This is a genomic window from Leyella stercorea (assembly GCF_021531655.1).
This window is the reverse complement of sequence record NZ_JADYUF010000038.1, coordinates 16,295-34,332: the sequence shown is the minus strand read 5'-3', so window position 1 is coordinate 34,332 and position 18,038 is coordinate 16,295. Positions and strand designations below refer to the sequence as shown.

The following is an 18,038-nucleotide window of genomic DNA, read 5'->3' as shown; positions in this document are numbered from 1 at the left end:
ACCCAAGGCGCTGCCTTGGGCTATGTGCTTTTGGGGCTTTCAGCCCGTTTTGTTTGACTTTTGACACACCCTCATGAATGTATGGCCATTTACAATCGTGGCTCCTTTTATTTCTTAAGGAAGCTGTATTGTCTTATTACAGCTCCGTTATCGTCGGCAAGGAACTTTACGAATCCTGCTTTGTTGTTTGCCTCTGTATCGGCTTTAGGCAAACGAGCATTGTCTATAACTTTCTGTCCGTTTACCGAAACCGTAATGTTGTCTGCCTGTACGCTGATGTTTGCAGTACACCATTTGTCGTTGCTTGCAAACTTATGCCATACGTCGTTTCCGTACAGTCTTGCTCCATGCTGGCGGTTGAATATGAGCGCAGGTACAGAGCGCAGGCTTAGGGTAAGGTCGCCTTCGGTGAGCCAGTCGAATGCAATGTCGAAGTTGGCAAGCTCGTCGTGGATAATCCAGAATCCGCGTTTCTCCATTCTTGTCTCCTCGGTATGGCTTTGGTTGTAGCCACCTTCGGCGTGCCAGTTGTCGATGGCAGCAAGCACTTGGTCTATATAAGTGTCAACGCCTTCCTCGTCGTAGTGGCGTATGAACGACTGCTTGGCAGCATAGAGTAGGGCGTAGGCGTATTTTCCTGCGTTGGCTTCGGGGTGTGAACTGATTATCTCGGTTGAGGCAAGAGCCATAGCGTCGTCAAGGTTGGCATTGCCATAATACTTGCGCATATATGTAAGGGCCTGAATAGAGTGAGTGTAGCCCATTTCGATGATGATCTTGCGACGCAGATTATCATTGGTAGTCAAGGCGTCGGCTTCGCGAAGAATCAAGTAGCGTTGTTCGGGAGTAAGCGTGGCGCGTTCGGTTGTCATCAGCATTTTTGCCACAACAGCTTCGCGTTCGGCGGCAGGCTTTTGCTTTGCCATGTCTGCCAGTAGCTGTACCGCCTTTTCGGGAGCATTGTTTATTATTATCATGTCTGCCTTGTCCTGTGGCATCTTGCTCATTTCGGTTATTTCGCGATTAAGGCTTGTCGGCCAGAAAGGGATGGCAGCTGGCTTAGGTTTTACAGTAGCTATAGGTTGGGCTGCCTTTTTGCGTCCTGAATGAATGTCAAGAATTTCCTTCACCTTGGTCTTTATTCCCGGCTGTCCAGCGGCAGCTTCTGCAATTCGGTCGTCAATGCCGTTCATAGACAGGAGAATATCGTAAGCTGTTGTTGACAGTTCTGGAACTTCCAGATACATTGCTATATGGCCCGCATCGGCAGGCTTGGCACATTTGGCGAGCAGTTGCATCATATGCTGCTGAACGTCGGTGTCATAGCTGCGGTCGAGAGCTTTCTTCAATCCGCTACGCAATACGTCTGTGTATTTTTTGCCTGAGCTGCTCAACGTGTAGTCAACGATAGCGTCTATGGTTTGCAGACACGCTCTGTACTGACGGGCATCGTCGGGTTCGCCCATTCGGCTAAGCATTTCAACGCTTATCTCTGCATTGTTGGCAAGTGAGTCGAGAATATCTATTGTTGGGGTGCGACCTGTTAGGGTGCGTTGTTTTACCGCTTCTGTTGCAAATCGTTCTATGGTGCGTCGGCTTGTTTGTGCATAAAGTGCAATATTGCAGCATATTGCAATAAGTAGAATTGTAATACGTCTCATTATTGATTATTCTGAATAATTTTTGGCTTGCAAAGGTACGCATAAAAACACAGAAGACCTAACGTCGTGTTGTTTTATGAAAATAAAAACATAAAAAATTGTTACTTTCGTTGCTGTTGTCTGATTTTATATGTAATTTTACGCTATGTATCAGAAATTCATAATTAATCAAGACGGAGTACTGAAGTTTGGTAATGTCTATCTGCATCGCGATCTGCTTGACAAAGGCGAACGATGCCCCTTTGGCGGTGGGTTGTGGAAGATTGACAACAGCCGTGGGGCGATAATGCTGTACGGACGTTCGTTTGATTTCGGACGACCTGATTTCGATTTTCTTAAGAGTGTGGATTGGAGCTGCCTCGGTGGCAAAGAGCGTCCGTTACTCTTCATTCCGCACTGGCCCGACGAGAGTATAGTTGAGCCTGTGGTAATAAAAGACACCTATTAATAATGCATAAAAAATAGTAAACCGACAACAAAATGAGCAATATTAAATACGACAACCCTGTAGAACAAAGATTTCACGACGACCTTTACGGCTACTTGCGTACATTGGACTTAGTAGACGAACGGATGCCCGAAGCTCCCGATCTTGACGACCTGTGGTTTAAAATAGGTCAAAGCTATATGACGGATGGCATACGTGAGTACAACACAGGTTATCCGTCGGTGGCATTGGGATGGATGATGTTCATAGGCATGGCTGTGGCAATGTATTGGGATGTGGAATGGGAGGTATATGGAAAGGTGCCCGATTTGTATCTGTATCTGCGCGACCGTATCGACTTCGACCATATGGACGACTACATTCTCGACAAGGTGCTTTGTCTTGATGCCGACAGTCGCAAGAAGATGAACGATGCTGTGGCTGAGAGCGCTTCGCGTACATATAATATGATGTCGCACATGTGTCTTGAACCAGGAACAGCCGCTGCTATGCGAGCTTTTACAGCTGCTCTTCATCAGATGTATGTAATGGGCGTGGCTGTAGAATTGAAGGCTTTGGGCTATCACATGACAAAGCTGTAAGGCTTAAAATAAATAAAACAACCCTTAAAACCTATTTGATTATGATAGAATATCTGTTGCAGCACCTTTGGGCCATTTGGACATTAGTGGCTATGGTGTGTCTTATAATGGAGATGTCGTCGGGCGATTTCTACATCACCTGTTTCGGCATTGGAGCAATTGTTGCTCTTATTGTATCGCTTTTTGCTGCACCCTTTTGGTTGCAGGTTGTGGTGTTCGCGGTGTTCAGCGTACTTTCTATCTTCTATCTTCGACCGAGTCTGGTGGCTCTGCTCAATCATGATGCCGACCGTCGTGTGAGCAATGCCGATGCCATAATTGGTCGTACAGGTGAGGTGACAGAGACAATAAAGGCCGGAGGATACGGACGTGTAAAACTCGATGGCGATGACTGGAAGGCGCAATCGGACAGTGCTACTGACCTCGTAATAGGAACAAAGGTCCGCATTGTCGGACGTGATAGCATCATCATCAAGGTGGTTCCCGAATATTAAACTCTAATCATTAACATTTAAAACATTAGTACAATGGAAATCATGACAATCATTCTTATTGCACTCGTAGTGCTTGCAGTCATTTTTGTGAAGATGGCTGTAGTTATAATCCCTCAGAGCGAGACAAAGATTGTTGAGCGTCTTGGTAAATATTACGCTACGCTCAGCCCTGGTATAAATATCATCATTCCGTTCATCGACCGTGCCAAGACCATTGTCACCATGTATCGTGGACGTTATGCTTACTCCACCACTATCGACTTGCGTGAACAGGTGTACGACTTCGACAAGCAGAACGTTATCACTAAGGATAATATCCAGATGCAGATTAATGCCCTGCTTTATTTCCAGATTGTCGACCCGTTTAAGGCTGTGTACGAAATCAACAACCTGCCTAACGCTATCGAGAAACTTACACAGACCACTCTGCGTAACATTATTGGTGAGATGGAGCTTGACCAGACTCTTACTTCGCGCGATACTATCAACACCAAGCTTCGTGCTGTGCTCGATGATGCAACCAACAAATGGGGTATCAAGGTGAACCGTGTAGAGTTGCAGGACATTATTCCACCGTCAAGCGTGCTTCAGGCTATGGAGAAGCAGATGCAGGCTGAGCGTAACAAGCGTGCAACAATCCTCACATCCGAGGGACAGAAGCAGGCCGAAATTCTCAAGTCGGAAGGTGAGAAAACTTCTACCATCAACCGTGCTGAGGCTGCCAAGCAGCAGGAGATACTGCGTGCCGAAGGTCAGGCTCAGGCCCGCATACGTAAAGCCGAAGCTGAGGCTGTTGCTATCGAAAAGATTACAGAGGCAGTGGGCAAGAGCACCAATCCTGCCAACTATCTGCTTGCACAGAAGTATATACAGATGATGCAGCAGCTTGCTGAGGGCGATAAGACAAAGACCGTATTCCTGCCGTTTGAGGCTACAAATATGCTGGGCAGTCTGGGTGGAATTAAGGAATTGTTTAAGGAGGATAAGTAAAAGCCCCACCCATGGCCCCCTCCCCCATAGGGAGGGGAGCTAACACCTTATTATTATATATTGGTCCACTTATAACTTGTAACCTCCAAATTACTCGCCCAATATATTGGATAATTCCATTTTTGAATGGTCGTTCGTAGGTACTTAAAAAGTTTAATTTAACCTGTTGGCGGAATTAATTTAGTGCATACTTAATTCTACCAATGGGCTTGTCGTTAATGAAGTTTACGTATTGCAGAATGGTAAGTGCACTAATTTTGCCAATGATTTTGGCAAACAAACCATTCGTTATTTTTGCGTAGTTCCTGATGACCAAGAACTGGTCTGTAAGTTGTGAGAATATTGTCTCAATCCTCTTTCTTGCCTTTGCAAACGGAATGAATGTCGGTTTCCAATCCTTTTGGTTGAGCCGATACGGACACTCCAGTCTTATGTGTGCGGTTTCGAACAAGTCAAGCTGTACGTCAGCTCCAATATACCCTTTGTCACCATAGATGCTACAGTCGTGATAAGTATGTTTTACATCCTTCATATAATGGAGATCAGCCACACTTGCCTTTGACAGATCATAGGAATGGATAACTCCACTTAACCCACAGAGAGCGTGTAACTTGTAACCAAAATAATACGTGTTCTGCGAAGCACAGAATCCGAAGTCGGGAGCTTGAGAGAAATTGCCGGTACGTCCCATCTTGCAACGTTTTCCTCTTGCAACCCTACAGACCTCTATCGGCTTGGAGTCAACAAAGAATTGTTCCTCTCCGCCATCCATTTCCATGGCAATCCGCTTGCGCAGTTCCTCACACAGGCCTGACGTTTTCTTCCTACGGTCATTGAACTGTCTCCTTGATATGAGATAGGGAATGTTGTCCTTGTATTCTTGCAATTTATACTCGAACAACCACTTCTCACTATCAATGCTCTCGGTCTCTGCCGTCAGGGATAGCGCCACCACTTCCAAATCCGAAAACTTGGGGAACAGGACCACGACGTGGAACATTACCCGATTCATTGACGAGATTTTCAGAGAATTGCTTGCATATCTCAAGTATTTTGACGAATTTTGTATAAAGGTTGTACATACGATGGTTTGGACTTAATGTTTTGAATACCACTAAGTTACTAAAAATCAGCGACATGTACAACTTTTTACTCATATTTATCAACTTAAATTAATTCCGCCAACGGGTTCCTCCATGGTAATATGGGCGGTGATGCTTTGGCTAATCTGGTTTCTGGCAAATCAAACTTCAGCGGTAAGATGCCTTATACTTATCCGAAGGAAATCAATTCTCTTGCCAACTACGATTTCAAGAAGAGCGAGGAAGTGGGTACTATGGAAGGTGCTTACGACTACAATGCGAAGATTACCCAGCAGTGGGGCTTCGGACATGGTTTGAGCTACACCTCTTATCAATATAGCAACCTGAAGGTTTCCCAGTCTGACTTCCGCCACGGCGACATCATCAAGGTGAGCGTAGATGTAAAGAATACGGGTAAGGTTGCGGGCAAAGAGAGCGTTCTTCTGTTCAGCAGCGACATTATTGCCAGCATGGTACCTGATGGCCGTCGTCTCCGTGCTTTTGATAAAATAGAGCTTCAGCCAGGTGAAACAAAGACTGTCACCTTCAATTTGAATGCCGATGATCTTGCCTTCGTTGGTTATGATGGCAAGTGGGTATTGGAGGAAGGCGATTTCAAACTGATGATTGCCGACCAAAGTGCCGATATCCATTGTGAGAAAACTTATCAGTGGCAATCGGCTAACCGATAACCCAATCATATAAATAGTAAAGTGAGTTTATAAAGGAGTGTACCCATTTTGTGGTGCACTCCTTTTTTTGATGATATTTGTAGTCTTATCTAAGCCATTTATGCCTTATTCAAAGCTTATGTGTTGGCATCTCCTTTCCACAACCCATGCAGGTTGCAATACTCGCGAGCCGATACCTCTTTGGCATCTGTTAGGAAGATTGCCTCTGGCTTCTCGCCTGGCTTTAGCTCATGGCGAAGTACATCGGTAGGAGTGAGCAACTCTATCCATTGGATATAATGCTCTGGGAGCATCGGATGCTCTACGCTTCCCACCTTTACACGATAGCCGCCCTCGATCGGTTCTATAACGGGCACATGCTTCTCCTTTGCCGCATCCGTTGTGTTCTCCTTCATCAGTTTCATGGGCTGACCGCAGCAACTGAGCATGGCTCCAGGATTCACTACCTCTACCACGTTGCCACAAACCGTGCAACGGTAGATTTCTCTTGTCTTAGTCATAATCGTTCCTCCGAAAATTTAGAAAATTAAATGATGTCTTTATTCTTTGATGGATGTAAATATACTCATTTTCTGCGAGTTACACAAACTTTAGAGCCTTTTTTTATTCCAAAATAAAGTTAAATCTACACCTTAGACCGAGGGTTGAGTCGATTACAGATGACAATGTGGCGTCAAATTGCTCCATAACCCGAAAATATTTCTCCAAAAGGAGTGTGTTTCTCAAGTTTTATTTCTATCTTTGCTATGTCTATCGTCAGATTCTCTTGTTTGTTTTGCAACACTAAGATAAGTGAAAAATCTGAAATGGCAAAAAATAATTTTTATACTATTATGAACATTTGTATTTTTGTTGGTGCACGTCCCAACTTTATAAAGGTGGCTCCCATTCTTCGTGCAATGGATGCAGCTGGAGTAGATCACAGCCTTGTGTATGCAGGACGTGAAGACGATCCTACCCTTGAGGCATCATTGTTTGACGACTTGCAGATGTCGCGCCCTGATGTCTATCTTGGCGTAGACTGCGAGAACCTTAATGAGCTTACTGGACAGGTGATGTCGGCATTCGAGCGCTATTTGCAAGAGAATAAGACAGATACTGTAATTGTAGTAGACGACCTTGCGTCTACAATGGCTGCGGCTATCGTAACCAAGAAGCAGGGCATACGTTTGGCTCATCTTGTGGCTGGTACACGCTCGTTCGATATCAACATGCCTAAGGAGATAAACCGACTCGTGATAGATGGATTGTCTGACCTTCTATTTACAGCAGGTATAGGTGGCAGCAGCGCCGCTACTCGTGAGGGAGCTGAATCATCTAAGATTTATCAGGTGGGCAACATACTGATGGACACATTGCGCTTTAACCATCAACGCTTTGTTCGTCCTGCCGTTATGGACGAGTTGCAGTTGACCGAGAACAACTATATCGTTTTCACCCTAAACCGTAAGGCTCTTATTGTCCAAACCGATGAGTTGCGCTCGCTATTGCTAAGCATGATGTCGCATGCTGGCGACATTCCAGTTGTGGCTCCGTTGCGTAAGTTGGCTGCCGAAGCTGTGCAGAAGATAGTCAACGAAAATCCTCTGCTCTTTAACGGACTACACATCGTTAGTCCGCTCGGCTACCTTGAGTTCGGCTATCTCACAGCCCATGCTCTCGGCATTGTTACCGATTCGGGCAACGTGGCTGAAGAGGCAACGTTCAATACCGTGCCTTGCATCACGCTTAACAGCTATACCGAGCATATCGAGACAGTTAAGACCGGCTCTAATGTGCTTGTAGGCGAGGACCCCGTACTGCTTGGCGAGGAAATGACTCGTATGGTAAATGGCGAGTGGAAGCATTGCGGCATTCCGGAACGCTGGGACGGACGTTCGGCTGAGCGAATCGTGCAGACGTTGGTGGAGTAGAAGGCACAAGCCCTACCCCCAGCCCCTCCCTTGTAGGGAGGGGAGTGGTATGATTTGAGTATGCTTTTTAAAATATTTGCTTATGAACAACAACAGATCCATTTTATGCTCTGCGCTGATAGCATTGAGCATTGTAGTCCTTGGTTTCTGTATCAAGGGCGGTATTGACAATTTTGCCAATAAGGACCGCAAGGTTGCTGTGAAGGGATTGGCTGAGAAGGAAGTTGATGCCGACAAGGTGACGTGGCCTATTGTCTCGAAAGAGATAGGTAATGAGTTGCCTGAGCTTTATACGCGTCTTGGCAACACTCAGTCGAAAATCAAGCGTTTCCTTATTGCCAACGGCATCAAGGCTGGGGAGATAAGCATTAATGCTCCTAAGGTTATTGACCAGACTGCCGACCAGTATAGCGACAATCGTCGTACCTATCGTTACAACATAACATCGGTCATCACCGTAACATCGCGTAACGTGAAGCTTGTGCGTTCAATCATTGCACGCCAGGGCGAGTTGCTTAAGGAGGGTATAGCCATTGTTGATGGCGGTTGGGACAATCCCGTCAAGTACGAGTATGTATCATTCCGCGACATGAAGCCTAAGATGATGGAGGAGGCAATTGCTAATGCAGAGAAGACAGCCGAGCAGTTTGCCAAGAACTCGAAGAGCAATCTCAACAAGATTGTATCGGCCGACCAGGGACAGTTTTCTATTGAGGACCGCGACCAGAACACTCCGTACATCAAGAAAGTAAGAGTGGTAACTACAATAGTCTATTCGTTGAAGGATTAATATGCAACCACGACATAGAGACAATTACGAATTTCTCACGCAGGCACCCGTATCACGTGTCATCCTCACGATGGCAGTGCCTACAATTGTCTCTATGCTTGTGACGTGCCTTTATGTTATTGTCGATACCTACTTCGTCGGTCAGCTCAACACACAGTCGACTGCCGCAGTCGGTATCGTCTTTCCCTTGATGTCGCTTATTCAAGCCATAGGCTCTTTCTTCGGACATGGCAGCGGTGTCTATATGTCGCGCGAACTTGGCGCGCGTCGCACCGACAATGCCTCGTCGATGGCCACTACCGGATTGGTTTATGCTTTGCTGACAGGCATTGTGATTGCCATCCTTGCATTATTCTTCTTGCGCCCACTCTCACTATTGCTTGGTAGCACAGCCACCAGTCTTCCTTATACCGAGCTATATATGGCTATCATATTGCTTGGCACTCCTTTTCAGATGGCCTCATTCACTCTTAACAGCCAATTGCGCATGCAGGGTAATGCCCGTTATGCAATGTGGGGCATCATCAGCGGAGCTTTGCTCAATGTCGTGCTCGACCCCATATTGATATTCGCTTGCAATCTTGGACTGCGTGGAGCTGCGCTTGCTACCGTCATCGGGCAGTTGGTTAGTGTTGCCGTGCTGCTTGCAATGTGTCATCTTCGTGCTACTGCTGGGGTGCGTCTTCGTCCGCGATACTTCTCTCTGCATTGGCATTATGTGCGTGAGATAGTATATGGCGGTTCGCCTTCGTTGTCGCGACAGGGATTGGCAAGCATCTCTGTTATTCTTCTTAATGTTGCTGCTGCTGGTTATGGCGATGCCGCCGTGGCTGCTATGTCAATAGTCAGTCGTGTCACAATGTTTGTAATGGCAGTTATCGTTGGTCTTGGACAAGGTTTTCAGCCTTTCTGTGGCTATTGTTTTGGAGCAGCCCTGTACAACCGTTTACGTCATGGCTTTTGGTTTACTGTGCGTGTAGGTTTCATCTTTCTGTTGTTCTTTTCAGCAGTATTCTTTTGCTTTGCCGAACAGACCATAGCCGTTTTTCGCGATGACGCCATTGTCATTGCCATTGGAAGTACGGCGTTGCGTTGGCATCTTGCCGTCTATCCGCTCAATGCCTACATCATGGCTGGCAATATGATGCTGCAGACCACGCGTCGTCCCATACGTGCCAATGTGCTTTCGTCGGCTCGCAAGGGTCTTGTTTTCATTCCTTTTATACTTATTCTTCCGCATCTATTCGGACTTATGGGCATTGCCATGTGTCAGGCGGTGTGCGATGTAGTCACGTTTATCATTGCTATTCCAATAGTGCGTAGTGCATTCCGTGAAATGACATAAAATTGGAATAATGTTCCATTTATGGTAAAATAAGTTTAAAAACGTCTGAAATATAGTTGCGAAACTTGCAAATGTCAAAATTAATCGTTATATTCGCAATATCTTAAAAACTAAAAAAGGGTGAAGTCTCACATCTCCAGTATTAATCTAAAATGGCCGACAATGAGACATAGGCCAGAATGGGAGGATGGCATTATGAGAACAACAAAGAGAGTGTATGATTTTGAATCATTTGAGCTCGACAATATCTACAACGAAGAAGACGATCGTCAGTTTCGTGTGGATCGTATAGATTCATCCATTTGGTATAATTAATCATGTCGCTATGATTGATTGACTATGTACAAATCATCTTTAGAACATTTCCCAAAGAGAACGAGTAACCCACACCCCGCAAGCACTCGCCCTCTTTGGGGATTTCTTTTTTTATAACATCTGATTCTTCATACATCTATTGAATATACCGTACGACCTCATCTGTCGGTCGAACTCGTTTTCTGTCATCACTACTGTATATTTATTCTTTGGATAGCGTTGTATCATGCCGTTGATTTTCATTGCCAGCGTTTCAGCCATATTGCCGTCGATGCAGGCAAACAGATGAGCAATGTTGAACACAACGAGTCGCGACGGCAGACAGCATTCTTCTGTTTCATTGTCAGACTTCAGAATGTCAGCAGCCTCGTCTATGCTATTCGTAAACCTATGTTCAACGTTCGCCCATTGCTTCTCGCTTGGCTGTTGATTGCAGATTTGACGCTCGTCGAACAGCCTTTCTCCCATACGTAGCATTTCTTCTGACGTGTCCACTCCAACATATTCAATCTTGGTCATTTCTGCTGCAAAGCGCTGGGCGAAGGCAATGCCGTAAGTAGCCGGACCGCAACCTATGTCAATCATTACAACATGCTTGCCACAACTCTCAGCCATCTTCATTATGCTCTGATACTTCTCACGCCACACGGTTTCGGCTTCTTTCAAGTATTGCGGCATGTAGTAATGACAATACATTCTTACTTGGTCTTCGGCAGACACCACTACAGACTTGTCAATCTGCCTGTTGTAGGCGGTCTGTGGCGTTTCAAAGTCATGTCGTCCGTAGTTGATAATTGTCTTCTCGAAATCCTCGCCCAGTCCAAGAAACCCATTGCTTGCTGCTGATACCTCAAGTTCTTTAACCTTGAATTCGCCTTTGCAATACTCTATAGGTGGAATGTCGAAGAAACAATCCTTGTCTTTCAGATACATCAACAGCTTGTAGAACGTGAAGTTCTCCATCAGAATGTCGGCATTACCCACCATTAGCAGTTGCAGTCGGGCGCGTGTCATGGCTACATTCAGCTTGCGGTCAATCACCATTCCGTCCTCCACGAAAACGTTGTTGGTGAGGAAGTTCAGCTGATTGTATTGCTGCACCGTGAATCCGTAGATAATGTAGTCGCGCTGACTGCCTTGATATCTCTCTACCGTGTCGATGGTGATGTTGTGCAGTACGGCAATGCCCGACTGGTCGATGGCGCTGCGCACAGTAGCAATCTGGTTGCGGTAGGGCACAATGACACCTACAGTCTGGTTTTCGTCAAACCATTCTTTGGTCTGCCTGTAAATCTCGACTACCGTTGCAGCAATCATTTCTGCTTCCACCTGGTTTGTCTTCACCGAAGCAGAAGTTCTTGGGCGTGGTGCTGACACGAACGCCACACGTCGCATACTCAACAGTTGTGCTATTCCGTTGGTGGATGCTGTCGGACTGTACGGCAACGTCTGATGATGCAATGGCACCACTTCAAGGCGGTTGCCGTAGAAGGCATAGTTGGCAAACTCGGATATTGTCTGGTGCATACGTCCCTGACGCGTTAGCATATAGACATAGCGCGGGTCGTAGCCCTCATCGGTCTTGAATTGCGCCAGCAACCGTTCGAATAGCGATCGGCGGCAGTCTGTAAGATTGATGTCGCGCAACAAGGGTTCGTCAACAGCCGATTCCTCCTGCGTCTGTTGTACAACGGCAGGCAACTGCTTGTGGTCGCCTATCAGTACAAAGCGTTCTATGGCATTTCTGCCTCCCGACTTGGCGCTGAGCAGGCCAATCAGGTGTGGCTCCAGAATCTGTGACGACTCGTCGATAATGGCAAGGTCGAAGTGTTTTATCTTAAAAAGGTGGATGTTGGCGTTCAATGCTGCAGTTGTAGCACAGAACACACGCATTTGGTCTACCACCTCCTTTACCTCCTTGCCCGTACGGCATAGCTTCACTCTGTTGCTGAGCAAGTGGTCATGAAAAGCCTCGTCGCAGTTCAGTTCCGAACCTATGCGTATGAAGTCGATGTTGCTCTCCACCAGTTTCGAGCACATTTCGTCCACAGCACGGTTGGTGTACGACAGCAATACTATGTTCGAATGCTCTTCGGTGAGTTCCTCTTTCAGTATGTTTAGCAGTCCGAACGAAGTCTTTCCAGTTCCCGGAGGACCGATAACCAGAAATATGTCGCGCGACTGCTTGGCTCTTTCCACCAGGGTGTTAAACCTCCCGTATTCGCCACGCATGTGTATGTGTTCGTCTACGGTAGGCATGCGCTGGCTCAGTATCAGGTCGCGGCGCTCCTTATTTGCTGACAGAAAACTGTGCAGTCCGCTGTACAGAGCGCGTGACGACGACTCAAACATGTCGTGCTCTATAGCCCAACGAGTGCCCTCGGGTGCATCAAACACTTGTCGGTCGGTTTGTGAATTGCGCAGCACAACCTCGACGTCCTTTGTCGTGATTTCCTTTATCGAAGCGCGGTTCACCATCTGGGCGCAGGCGTTGGGCACGTTGCCCTCCATATATGGATAGACAATAACGATGTCGCCCTTGCGGAAATTGGATGTGTCGGCCGACTGTTCCATGTCAAACTTCAGTTTCAGACTCTCCACCATTCCATCGGCTGAGAGTCCGAATTCCTCAATCGTCATTTCCTCATATATATTGCCTGCCGCCCGCTTGTCCTCAAGAGTGTCGAGCCAGATGGCTGCAAATCCACTGTCGTCCTTGGTCTTGTTGCCCACCTTGGCAAGCAGATGTTCGCGTTCCACGAATTTTAGGAATCGGAAGTAGTATGTCCGCTCCAGTTCTGTAGCCTCATGTATTGGGCGTAGTATGTTCTCTAGTTCGGGTCGTGTCCATTCCTCCCACAGCCGTCCGGTCACTCCCTTGCGGTTGAGTTTGTCGGCTGTCAGATTGCGCAGTACGCTTATGCCCATATTGCCTGGTGTCAGATCTGTCCACGTGAGCAGATTTCTCATGCGTATTGCTCGCAGCGTCAGTTCCGGCAGATTGGCAATCGACACCAGTCCCTCGGCATATTTCGAATAGAGCAGCATAAAGTGGCGCAGCTGGTCGGAGTGTTTCTTGAACTCGTAGTTGAACAGGGCACGATATAGTGACAACTGTACAAGATGCTTCTCTTGCGGCACAGGTCGGTTGGGATTGTATTCGGGCGACGAGAAAGGCACAAATTCACCCTTGCCCGACTTCTGCTCTATTATCGTGGTGCGTCCTTCCTTCTCGTGCAGCAAGTCGAGACGTCCCTGTATACCGAGCACGTCGCTGAAGAAGGTAGGCTCCAGCACCACAGCCTTCGGGTCGTACTCGTCCACTTCCTTGGGCAGGTCGTTGCCTATGAGTTTCTGTATGTTCTGTTTCTGTTGGCGTGCGTCCTGGTAGAACTTCTGCACCGTAGCCTGGTCGTTCATGTCGTCGCACGAAGTCAGACTTATGGTGTTGGTCTTGAAGAATTCCATAACGCCATCGCCGAAGGGCACGTTGCGGTTGTGTACCGTGTCGTCCAGAAAACGTCCTGCAAGATTACCGAGATGGATGTGCACCGTGTTGGCTTGTGGCTTCAGTCGGTTCACCATGTTCACGTATGGCGATTCGGCGTAGGTTTCGAAGCACGAGGCTATTGTCGTGATGTCTATCAGATAGTCGGGTTCGTAAATGATGAGTTCGGGCATGCACACATCCTCCTCCATGCGAATGCGCACGAGGTTGAGCTGTGTGTCTGCCGAAAGTATTTGTTTCAGATAAGTCCAGTCGCCCTTTCCTCCCAGCGTCAGATAACGGTTTTGCTGTCCGTAGCAGATCTTAAGTTCCGAAGCGTTCTGTTCTTCTGTAGCGTAAATGTAGTCGTCGTCCCACGAACGTACGATGCAGCGCAGCAGGTTAATGTCGAACTTGCTCCAACGTCCCTTGCGGTCCTTCTTGGGCAGCAGCCTGTTGAGCGACTGCGGTATAGCCGTAACTCCACACACATAGCTCACCAGTAGGGCTGTCGACTTTATGTTGTATGCCAGCGCCTGCTCCAGTTCTTCGTTGCTCATGCTGTGCATAGCGTTCAGCTCCTTGCGCGTGTCGTGTATCAGCATAGCCGTTTCGGTAGGGATGCCGTGTTGCTTCGTCAGATAGTCGAGCTTGGCAAACATACCGATGAAGTTGATGCTGTTGTGTGCAATGCCCTGATTTACCACGCGTTTGAAGATGTCGCGCAGTATGGCGTATTTCTCGCGTATGGTGAAGTCGGCTGTGCACACGTCTTCCAATTGTTCGTAAAACGACATGGCGCAGTCGGCTGTATATGCTATGTTTTCGTTTCTGTTGTTATGTTCCATTCTGTTTGCAAAGGTAGTGCAAACCTAAGACAAGTCAAAAAAATCATAAGTTCATTTTCCAAATCTTATAATCTTTATCCTTAAATCTGTAACACCTTATATAATAAAAGCCGTAACTTTGCACTTATGGAAAAGAAAATACTCCCTGTAATGGGAATGGCATGTGCTGCTTGCAGTGCCAATGTAGAGCGCAAGCTCAAGATGATGGACGGAGTGAAGTCGGTAGCCGTATCGCTGCCTGGCCGAACTGCCATGGTAGAATACGACGAGCGTGTAGTGACGCCCAAGGATATGAAACGCGTCATTGACGGTGCCGGCTATCTGCTTATTATCGATGACGAAACGCGTGTCGACGCATTGGAACGCAATGCCTACCGACAGCTGAAGCGACGTATGATACTGTCGTGGCTGTTGGCGCTTCTCACCATGTCGGTGTCGATGGGGTGGGTGAGTGTAGGTTCGCGCGGTGCTGCCAACCAGGTGCTTCTCATCATAGCCTTGTTGAATATGGTGTATTGTGGACGCCAGTTCTATGCTAATGCATGGCACCAGCTTGTACATCGCTCTGCCAATATGGACACGCTTGTGGCTCTGTCCACTCTCATCTCGTTCGGCTTCAGCGTGTTCAATACCTTTTGTGGCGAGCAGTTCTGGGGATTGCGTGGCATAGAGTGGCACACCTATTACGATGCGTCGGTGATGATTGTCACCTTCGTGCTCACAGGTCGCTGTCTTGAACAGCGTGCCAAGCGGTCGACCGCCTCAGCCATACGTTCGCTCATGGGACTTGTGCCCAAGCAGGCACACGTGGTAGTTGACGACGAAGTGCACGATGTGCCGCTTGCTACTGTTGCCACACGCGATATTGTAGAGGTGCGACCGGGAGAGAAGATACCAGTTGACGGTACTATAAGCACAGGCGAGGGCTATGTAGACGAATCTATGATAACTGGCGAACCGGTGCCTGTGCGCAAGCAGTCGGGCTGTCGACTTTTGGCAGGCACGATAGTAAGCGAAGGCACTTTGCGCTTCCGTGCCGAACAGGTAGGTCAGCAGACGGTGTTGTCTGGTATAATACGTATGGTACAGGAGGCGCAAGGCTCGAAGGCTCCCGTGCAGCGTTTTGTCGACCGTGCAGCCCTTGTCTTTGTGCCTTGCGTGCTTGGAGTTTCGATACTAACCTTTGTGCTGTGGCTTGCCATAGGCGGAGCGGCAGTTCTGCCTCAGGCCGTATTGTCTGCCGTGTCGGTATTGGTCATAGCCTGTCCGTGTGCTATGGGACTCGCTACGCCTACCGCCCTGATGGTGGGCATAGGCAAGGCGGCGCAACAGGGCATTCTGGTCAAGGATGCTACAGCCGTAGAGCAACTCTGCCGTGTAGATGCACTCGTTATCGACAAGACGGGCACGCTCACCATACCTAATCGTAATGTTGATTTCCGTTCGGCAGCCGACATTCCTCTTGAGAATCGCGAGCAGCTGAAGCCCCATGCTTCCGAGGCAATAGCCATGCTCAAGGCGCGTGGCATTGACGTGTGGATGATGAGTGGCGACCGTGAGGAGGCTGTTGCCTATTGGGCTAAGAAGGCAGGTATAGAGCATTGGCAGAGCCAGTGCCTGCCGCAGGATAAGGAGAATATAGTGCGTCGTCTGCAAGGCGAGGGTCGTCGTGTGGCAATGGTTGGCGACGGCATTAACGACTCGCAGGCTCTTGCCCTTGCCGATGTCAGTATTGCTATGGGCCGTGGCACCGACGTGGCAATGGACGTTGCGCAAGTGACGCTTATGGGCGACGACCTGCGTCGCATAGCCGATTCCTGTCAGTTGTCGCACCATACGGTAGGCATGATACGACAGAATCTTTTCTGGGCATTCGTCTACAACATTGTCTGCATCCCCTTGGCTGCCGGATTGCCGCATGTCTTCGGCGTTGATTTTCAGATAACGCCAATGTGGGCAAGCGCACTTATGGCTATGTCGAGCGTAAGTGTTGTGATGAATAGTCTAAGGTTGAAGTACAAGAAATAGAAAGCGTTGGGCAGTTGAATTCCTACTGTCCGAGAATTAAAATTCAACTGTCAGAAATAAGGACTCTTTTTGCTCTTCAAAAGGAGTCCTTTTACCCTTCAAAACGAGTCCTTTTACCCTTCAAAACGAGTCCTTTTGCAAGCCAAAACGAGTCCTTTTGCTGTCCAAAACGAGTCCTTTTGAAAGTGAGAAGGACAACTATTCAAAACGTGATGTTTTTTGCTACCTCGCGGGGAAGAATTTGTTTCCTCCCGAGGTAGCGAATTTTTTCTGCCGAGACAGCAGAAAATCTCTGCCGAAACTTTAATGTACGTTGTAGTATGAAACAATATTATATTCTATGGTTCCTAATCTCTTCTTCCGACAAGCCCGATGCTTGCACTATAGTTTCTAAAGGTACTCCAAGAGAAAGGAGATTGGCGGCTATCTTTTCCTTAGCTTCTTTTTCGCCTTTAGCCATACCCTCAGCCATTCCTTCCGCAAACTTCGTCTTCTCAGCCGTCCTTATGGCATTAACTATGTCGCGGTAGGCATTGACGCTATCCTCGTACATTTTTAGCTCTTGCGTATTAAATTTGGAAATTTCAGCTTGCTCAAAAAGCCTTGTAAAGACACGTTCCTGGAGAACTGCTGGGCGTTGCATAAGTCTGGAGAGATTCTTAAGCACATACATCCATTTGTCATACATAGTCACAAGTTCCGATTCCTGCTTGTCGAACTTCGGAATCTCAACATAGATATACGTCAGTTTGTCGTAGAATATCTCGTGCGTGTCCACCTCCATCAGCTTCACCTCATGGTGCCAGCGCTTGGCATTCTCAAGCCCATCCGCAAAGTTGAAGTTCAGCAGACCGATTGTATAAACGGGATTAAGATGGAAGTCCCAGTCGCCTCCACGTTGCGCCTGCTCACGTATGGGGAACGTAGAATAATAAATAGTGCGGTCCTTAAAGAACTCCTGATACACGTTCTGCATCTCCACTATAAACTTCTCGCCCTTGTCGTTCTCACAATATACATCGAATATGGCACGGCGTGCATCGGCATGGTCGCCAAGTTGCTCGGAATTGAGATACGTGATGTCCTGAACGTTCTGCTCGCCATGAAACATAGCATTCAAGAAACTGATGAGCAACTCCTTATTAAATTCAGAGCCGAAAAGTCGCTTGAAGCCAAAGTCTGTATGTGGATTAATGTATTTCTCTACCATAACGCTGCTATTTATTATTTCATCAGCAAATATACAGCATTTTTATTGATTTATAAACAATAGACATTAAAAACTTAGTTTACCAAAACCATCTCTTCATCATTCTATGGCAATGTCAAGTGTCAGCGTTACCAACAGTCTTCGGTTGTCATAG

At 47.4% G+C, this 18,038-nt stretch carries 12 protein-coding genes and 2 pseudogenes; 9 read left to right on the top strand and 5 right to left on the bottom strand.

Annotation, left to right across the window (positions count from 1 at the left end; all coding sequences use genetic code 11):
- Positions 1-107: 107 nt before the first annotated feature.
- Positions 108-1,661: a DUF1080 domain-containing protein gene (locus I6E49_RS10860; protein ID WP_235402294.1), complete on the bottom strand. Its 1,554-nt coding sequence runs from the start codon at positions 1,659-1,661 to the stop codon at positions 108-110.
- 145 nt (positions 1,662-1,806) lie between these two features.
- Between I6E49_RS10860 and I6E49_RS10855 the strand changes: the two genes are divergently transcribed.
- From I6E49_RS10855 to I6E49_RS10840, 4 genes are read left to right on the top strand one after another with little or no spacing between them, the layout of a single operon-like run.
- Positions 1,807-2,109 carry a hypothetical protein gene (locus I6E49_RS10855; protein ID WP_235402293.1) on the top strand — a complete coding sequence of 101 codons (303 nt, stop codon included), beginning with the start codon at positions 1,807-1,809 and terminating at the stop codon, positions 2,107-2,109.
- Positions 2,110-2,141: 32 nt separating this feature from the next.
- Positions 2,142-2,690, top strand: coding sequence for a hypothetical protein (locus I6E49_RS10850; RefSeq protein ID WP_235402291.1), 549 nt, complete (start codon positions 2,142-2,144; stop codon positions 2,688-2,690).
- A 41-nt stretch (positions 2,691-2,731) separates the two neighbouring features.
- Positions 2,732-3,184 (top strand): NfeD family protein, encoded by a 453-nt coding sequence (locus tag I6E49_RS10845; protein ID WP_235402289.1) that lies wholly within the window; start codon positions 2,732-2,734, stop codon positions 3,182-3,184.
- A 33-nt stretch (positions 3,185-3,217) separates the two neighbouring features.
- Complete coding sequence (locus tag I6E49_RS10840; RefSeq protein WP_235402287.1) at positions 3,218-4,174, top strand: SPFH domain-containing protein; 957 nt, start codon at positions 3,218-3,220, stop codon at positions 4,172-4,174.
- 175 nt (positions 4,175-4,349) lie between these two features.
- Here the strand turns inward: I6E49_RS10840 and I6E49_RS10835 are convergent.
- Positions 4,350-5,331: pseudogene (locus I6E49_RS10835) on the bottom strand (IS982 family transposase).
- Positions 5,332-5,372: 41 nt separating this feature from the next.
- Between I6E49_RS10835 and I6E49_RS10830 the strand changes: the two are divergent.
- Positions 5,373-5,948 (top strand): annotated as a pseudogene (locus I6E49_RS10830) (fibronectin type III-like domain-contianing protein); the annotation flags it as partial.
- Between the two features lie 116 nt (positions 5,949-6,064).
- Here the strand turns inward: I6E49_RS10830 and I6E49_RS10825 are convergent.
- Positions 6,065-6,448, bottom strand: a complete 384-nt coding sequence (locus tag I6E49_RS10825; protein WP_235402286.1) for a desulfoferrodoxin — start codon at positions 6,446-6,448, stop codon at positions 6,065-6,067.
- Positions 6,449-6,781: 333 nt separating this feature from the next.
- Between I6E49_RS10825 and I6E49_RS10820 the strand changes: the two genes are divergently transcribed.
- From I6E49_RS10820 to I6E49_RS10810, 3 genes are all read left to right on the top strand, one after another.
- Entirely contained in the window at positions 6,782-7,861 is a 1,080-nt protein-coding gene (locus I6E49_RS10820) for a UDP-N-acetyl glucosamine 2-epimerase (protein WP_235402284.1), read from the top strand.
- A gap of 82 nt (positions 7,862-7,943) precedes the next feature.
- Complete coding sequence (locus I6E49_RS10815) at positions 7,944-8,651, top strand: SIMPL domain-containing protein (protein ID WP_235402283.1); 708 nt, start codon at positions 7,944-7,946, stop codon at positions 8,649-8,651.
- A 1-nt stretch (position 8,652) separates the two neighbouring features.
- Entirely contained in the window at positions 8,653-9,996 is a 1,344-nt protein-coding gene (locus I6E49_RS10810) for an MATE family efflux transporter (protein WP_235402282.1), read from the top strand.
- 426 nt (positions 9,997-10,422) lie between these two features.
- Here I6E49_RS10810 and I6E49_RS10805 read toward each other — a convergent pair whose 3' ends face one another.
- Positions 10,423-14,646, bottom strand: coding sequence for an AAA domain-containing protein (locus I6E49_RS10805; protein ID WP_235402281.1), 4,224 nt, complete (start codon positions 14,644-14,646; stop codon positions 10,423-10,425).
- A gap of 126 nt (positions 14,647-14,772) precedes the next feature.
- On the opposite strand from I6E49_RS10805, the gene I6E49_RS10800 reads away from it, so the two are divergent.
- Complete coding sequence (locus tag I6E49_RS10800; protein ID WP_235402280.1) at positions 14,773-16,674, top strand: heavy metal translocating P-type ATPase; 1,902 nt, start codon at positions 14,773-14,775, stop codon at positions 16,672-16,674.
- A gap of 331 nt (positions 16,675-17,005) precedes the next feature.
- On the opposite strand, the gene I6E49_RS10795 is transcribed toward I6E49_RS10800, so the two are convergent.
- A complete protein-coding gene (locus I6E49_RS10795; RefSeq protein ID WP_441006974.1) occupies positions 17,006-17,899 on the bottom strand; it encodes an Rpn family recombination-promoting nuclease/putative transposase in 894 nt (297 codons plus the stop codon).
- Positions 17,900-18,038: the final 139 nt, after the last annotated feature.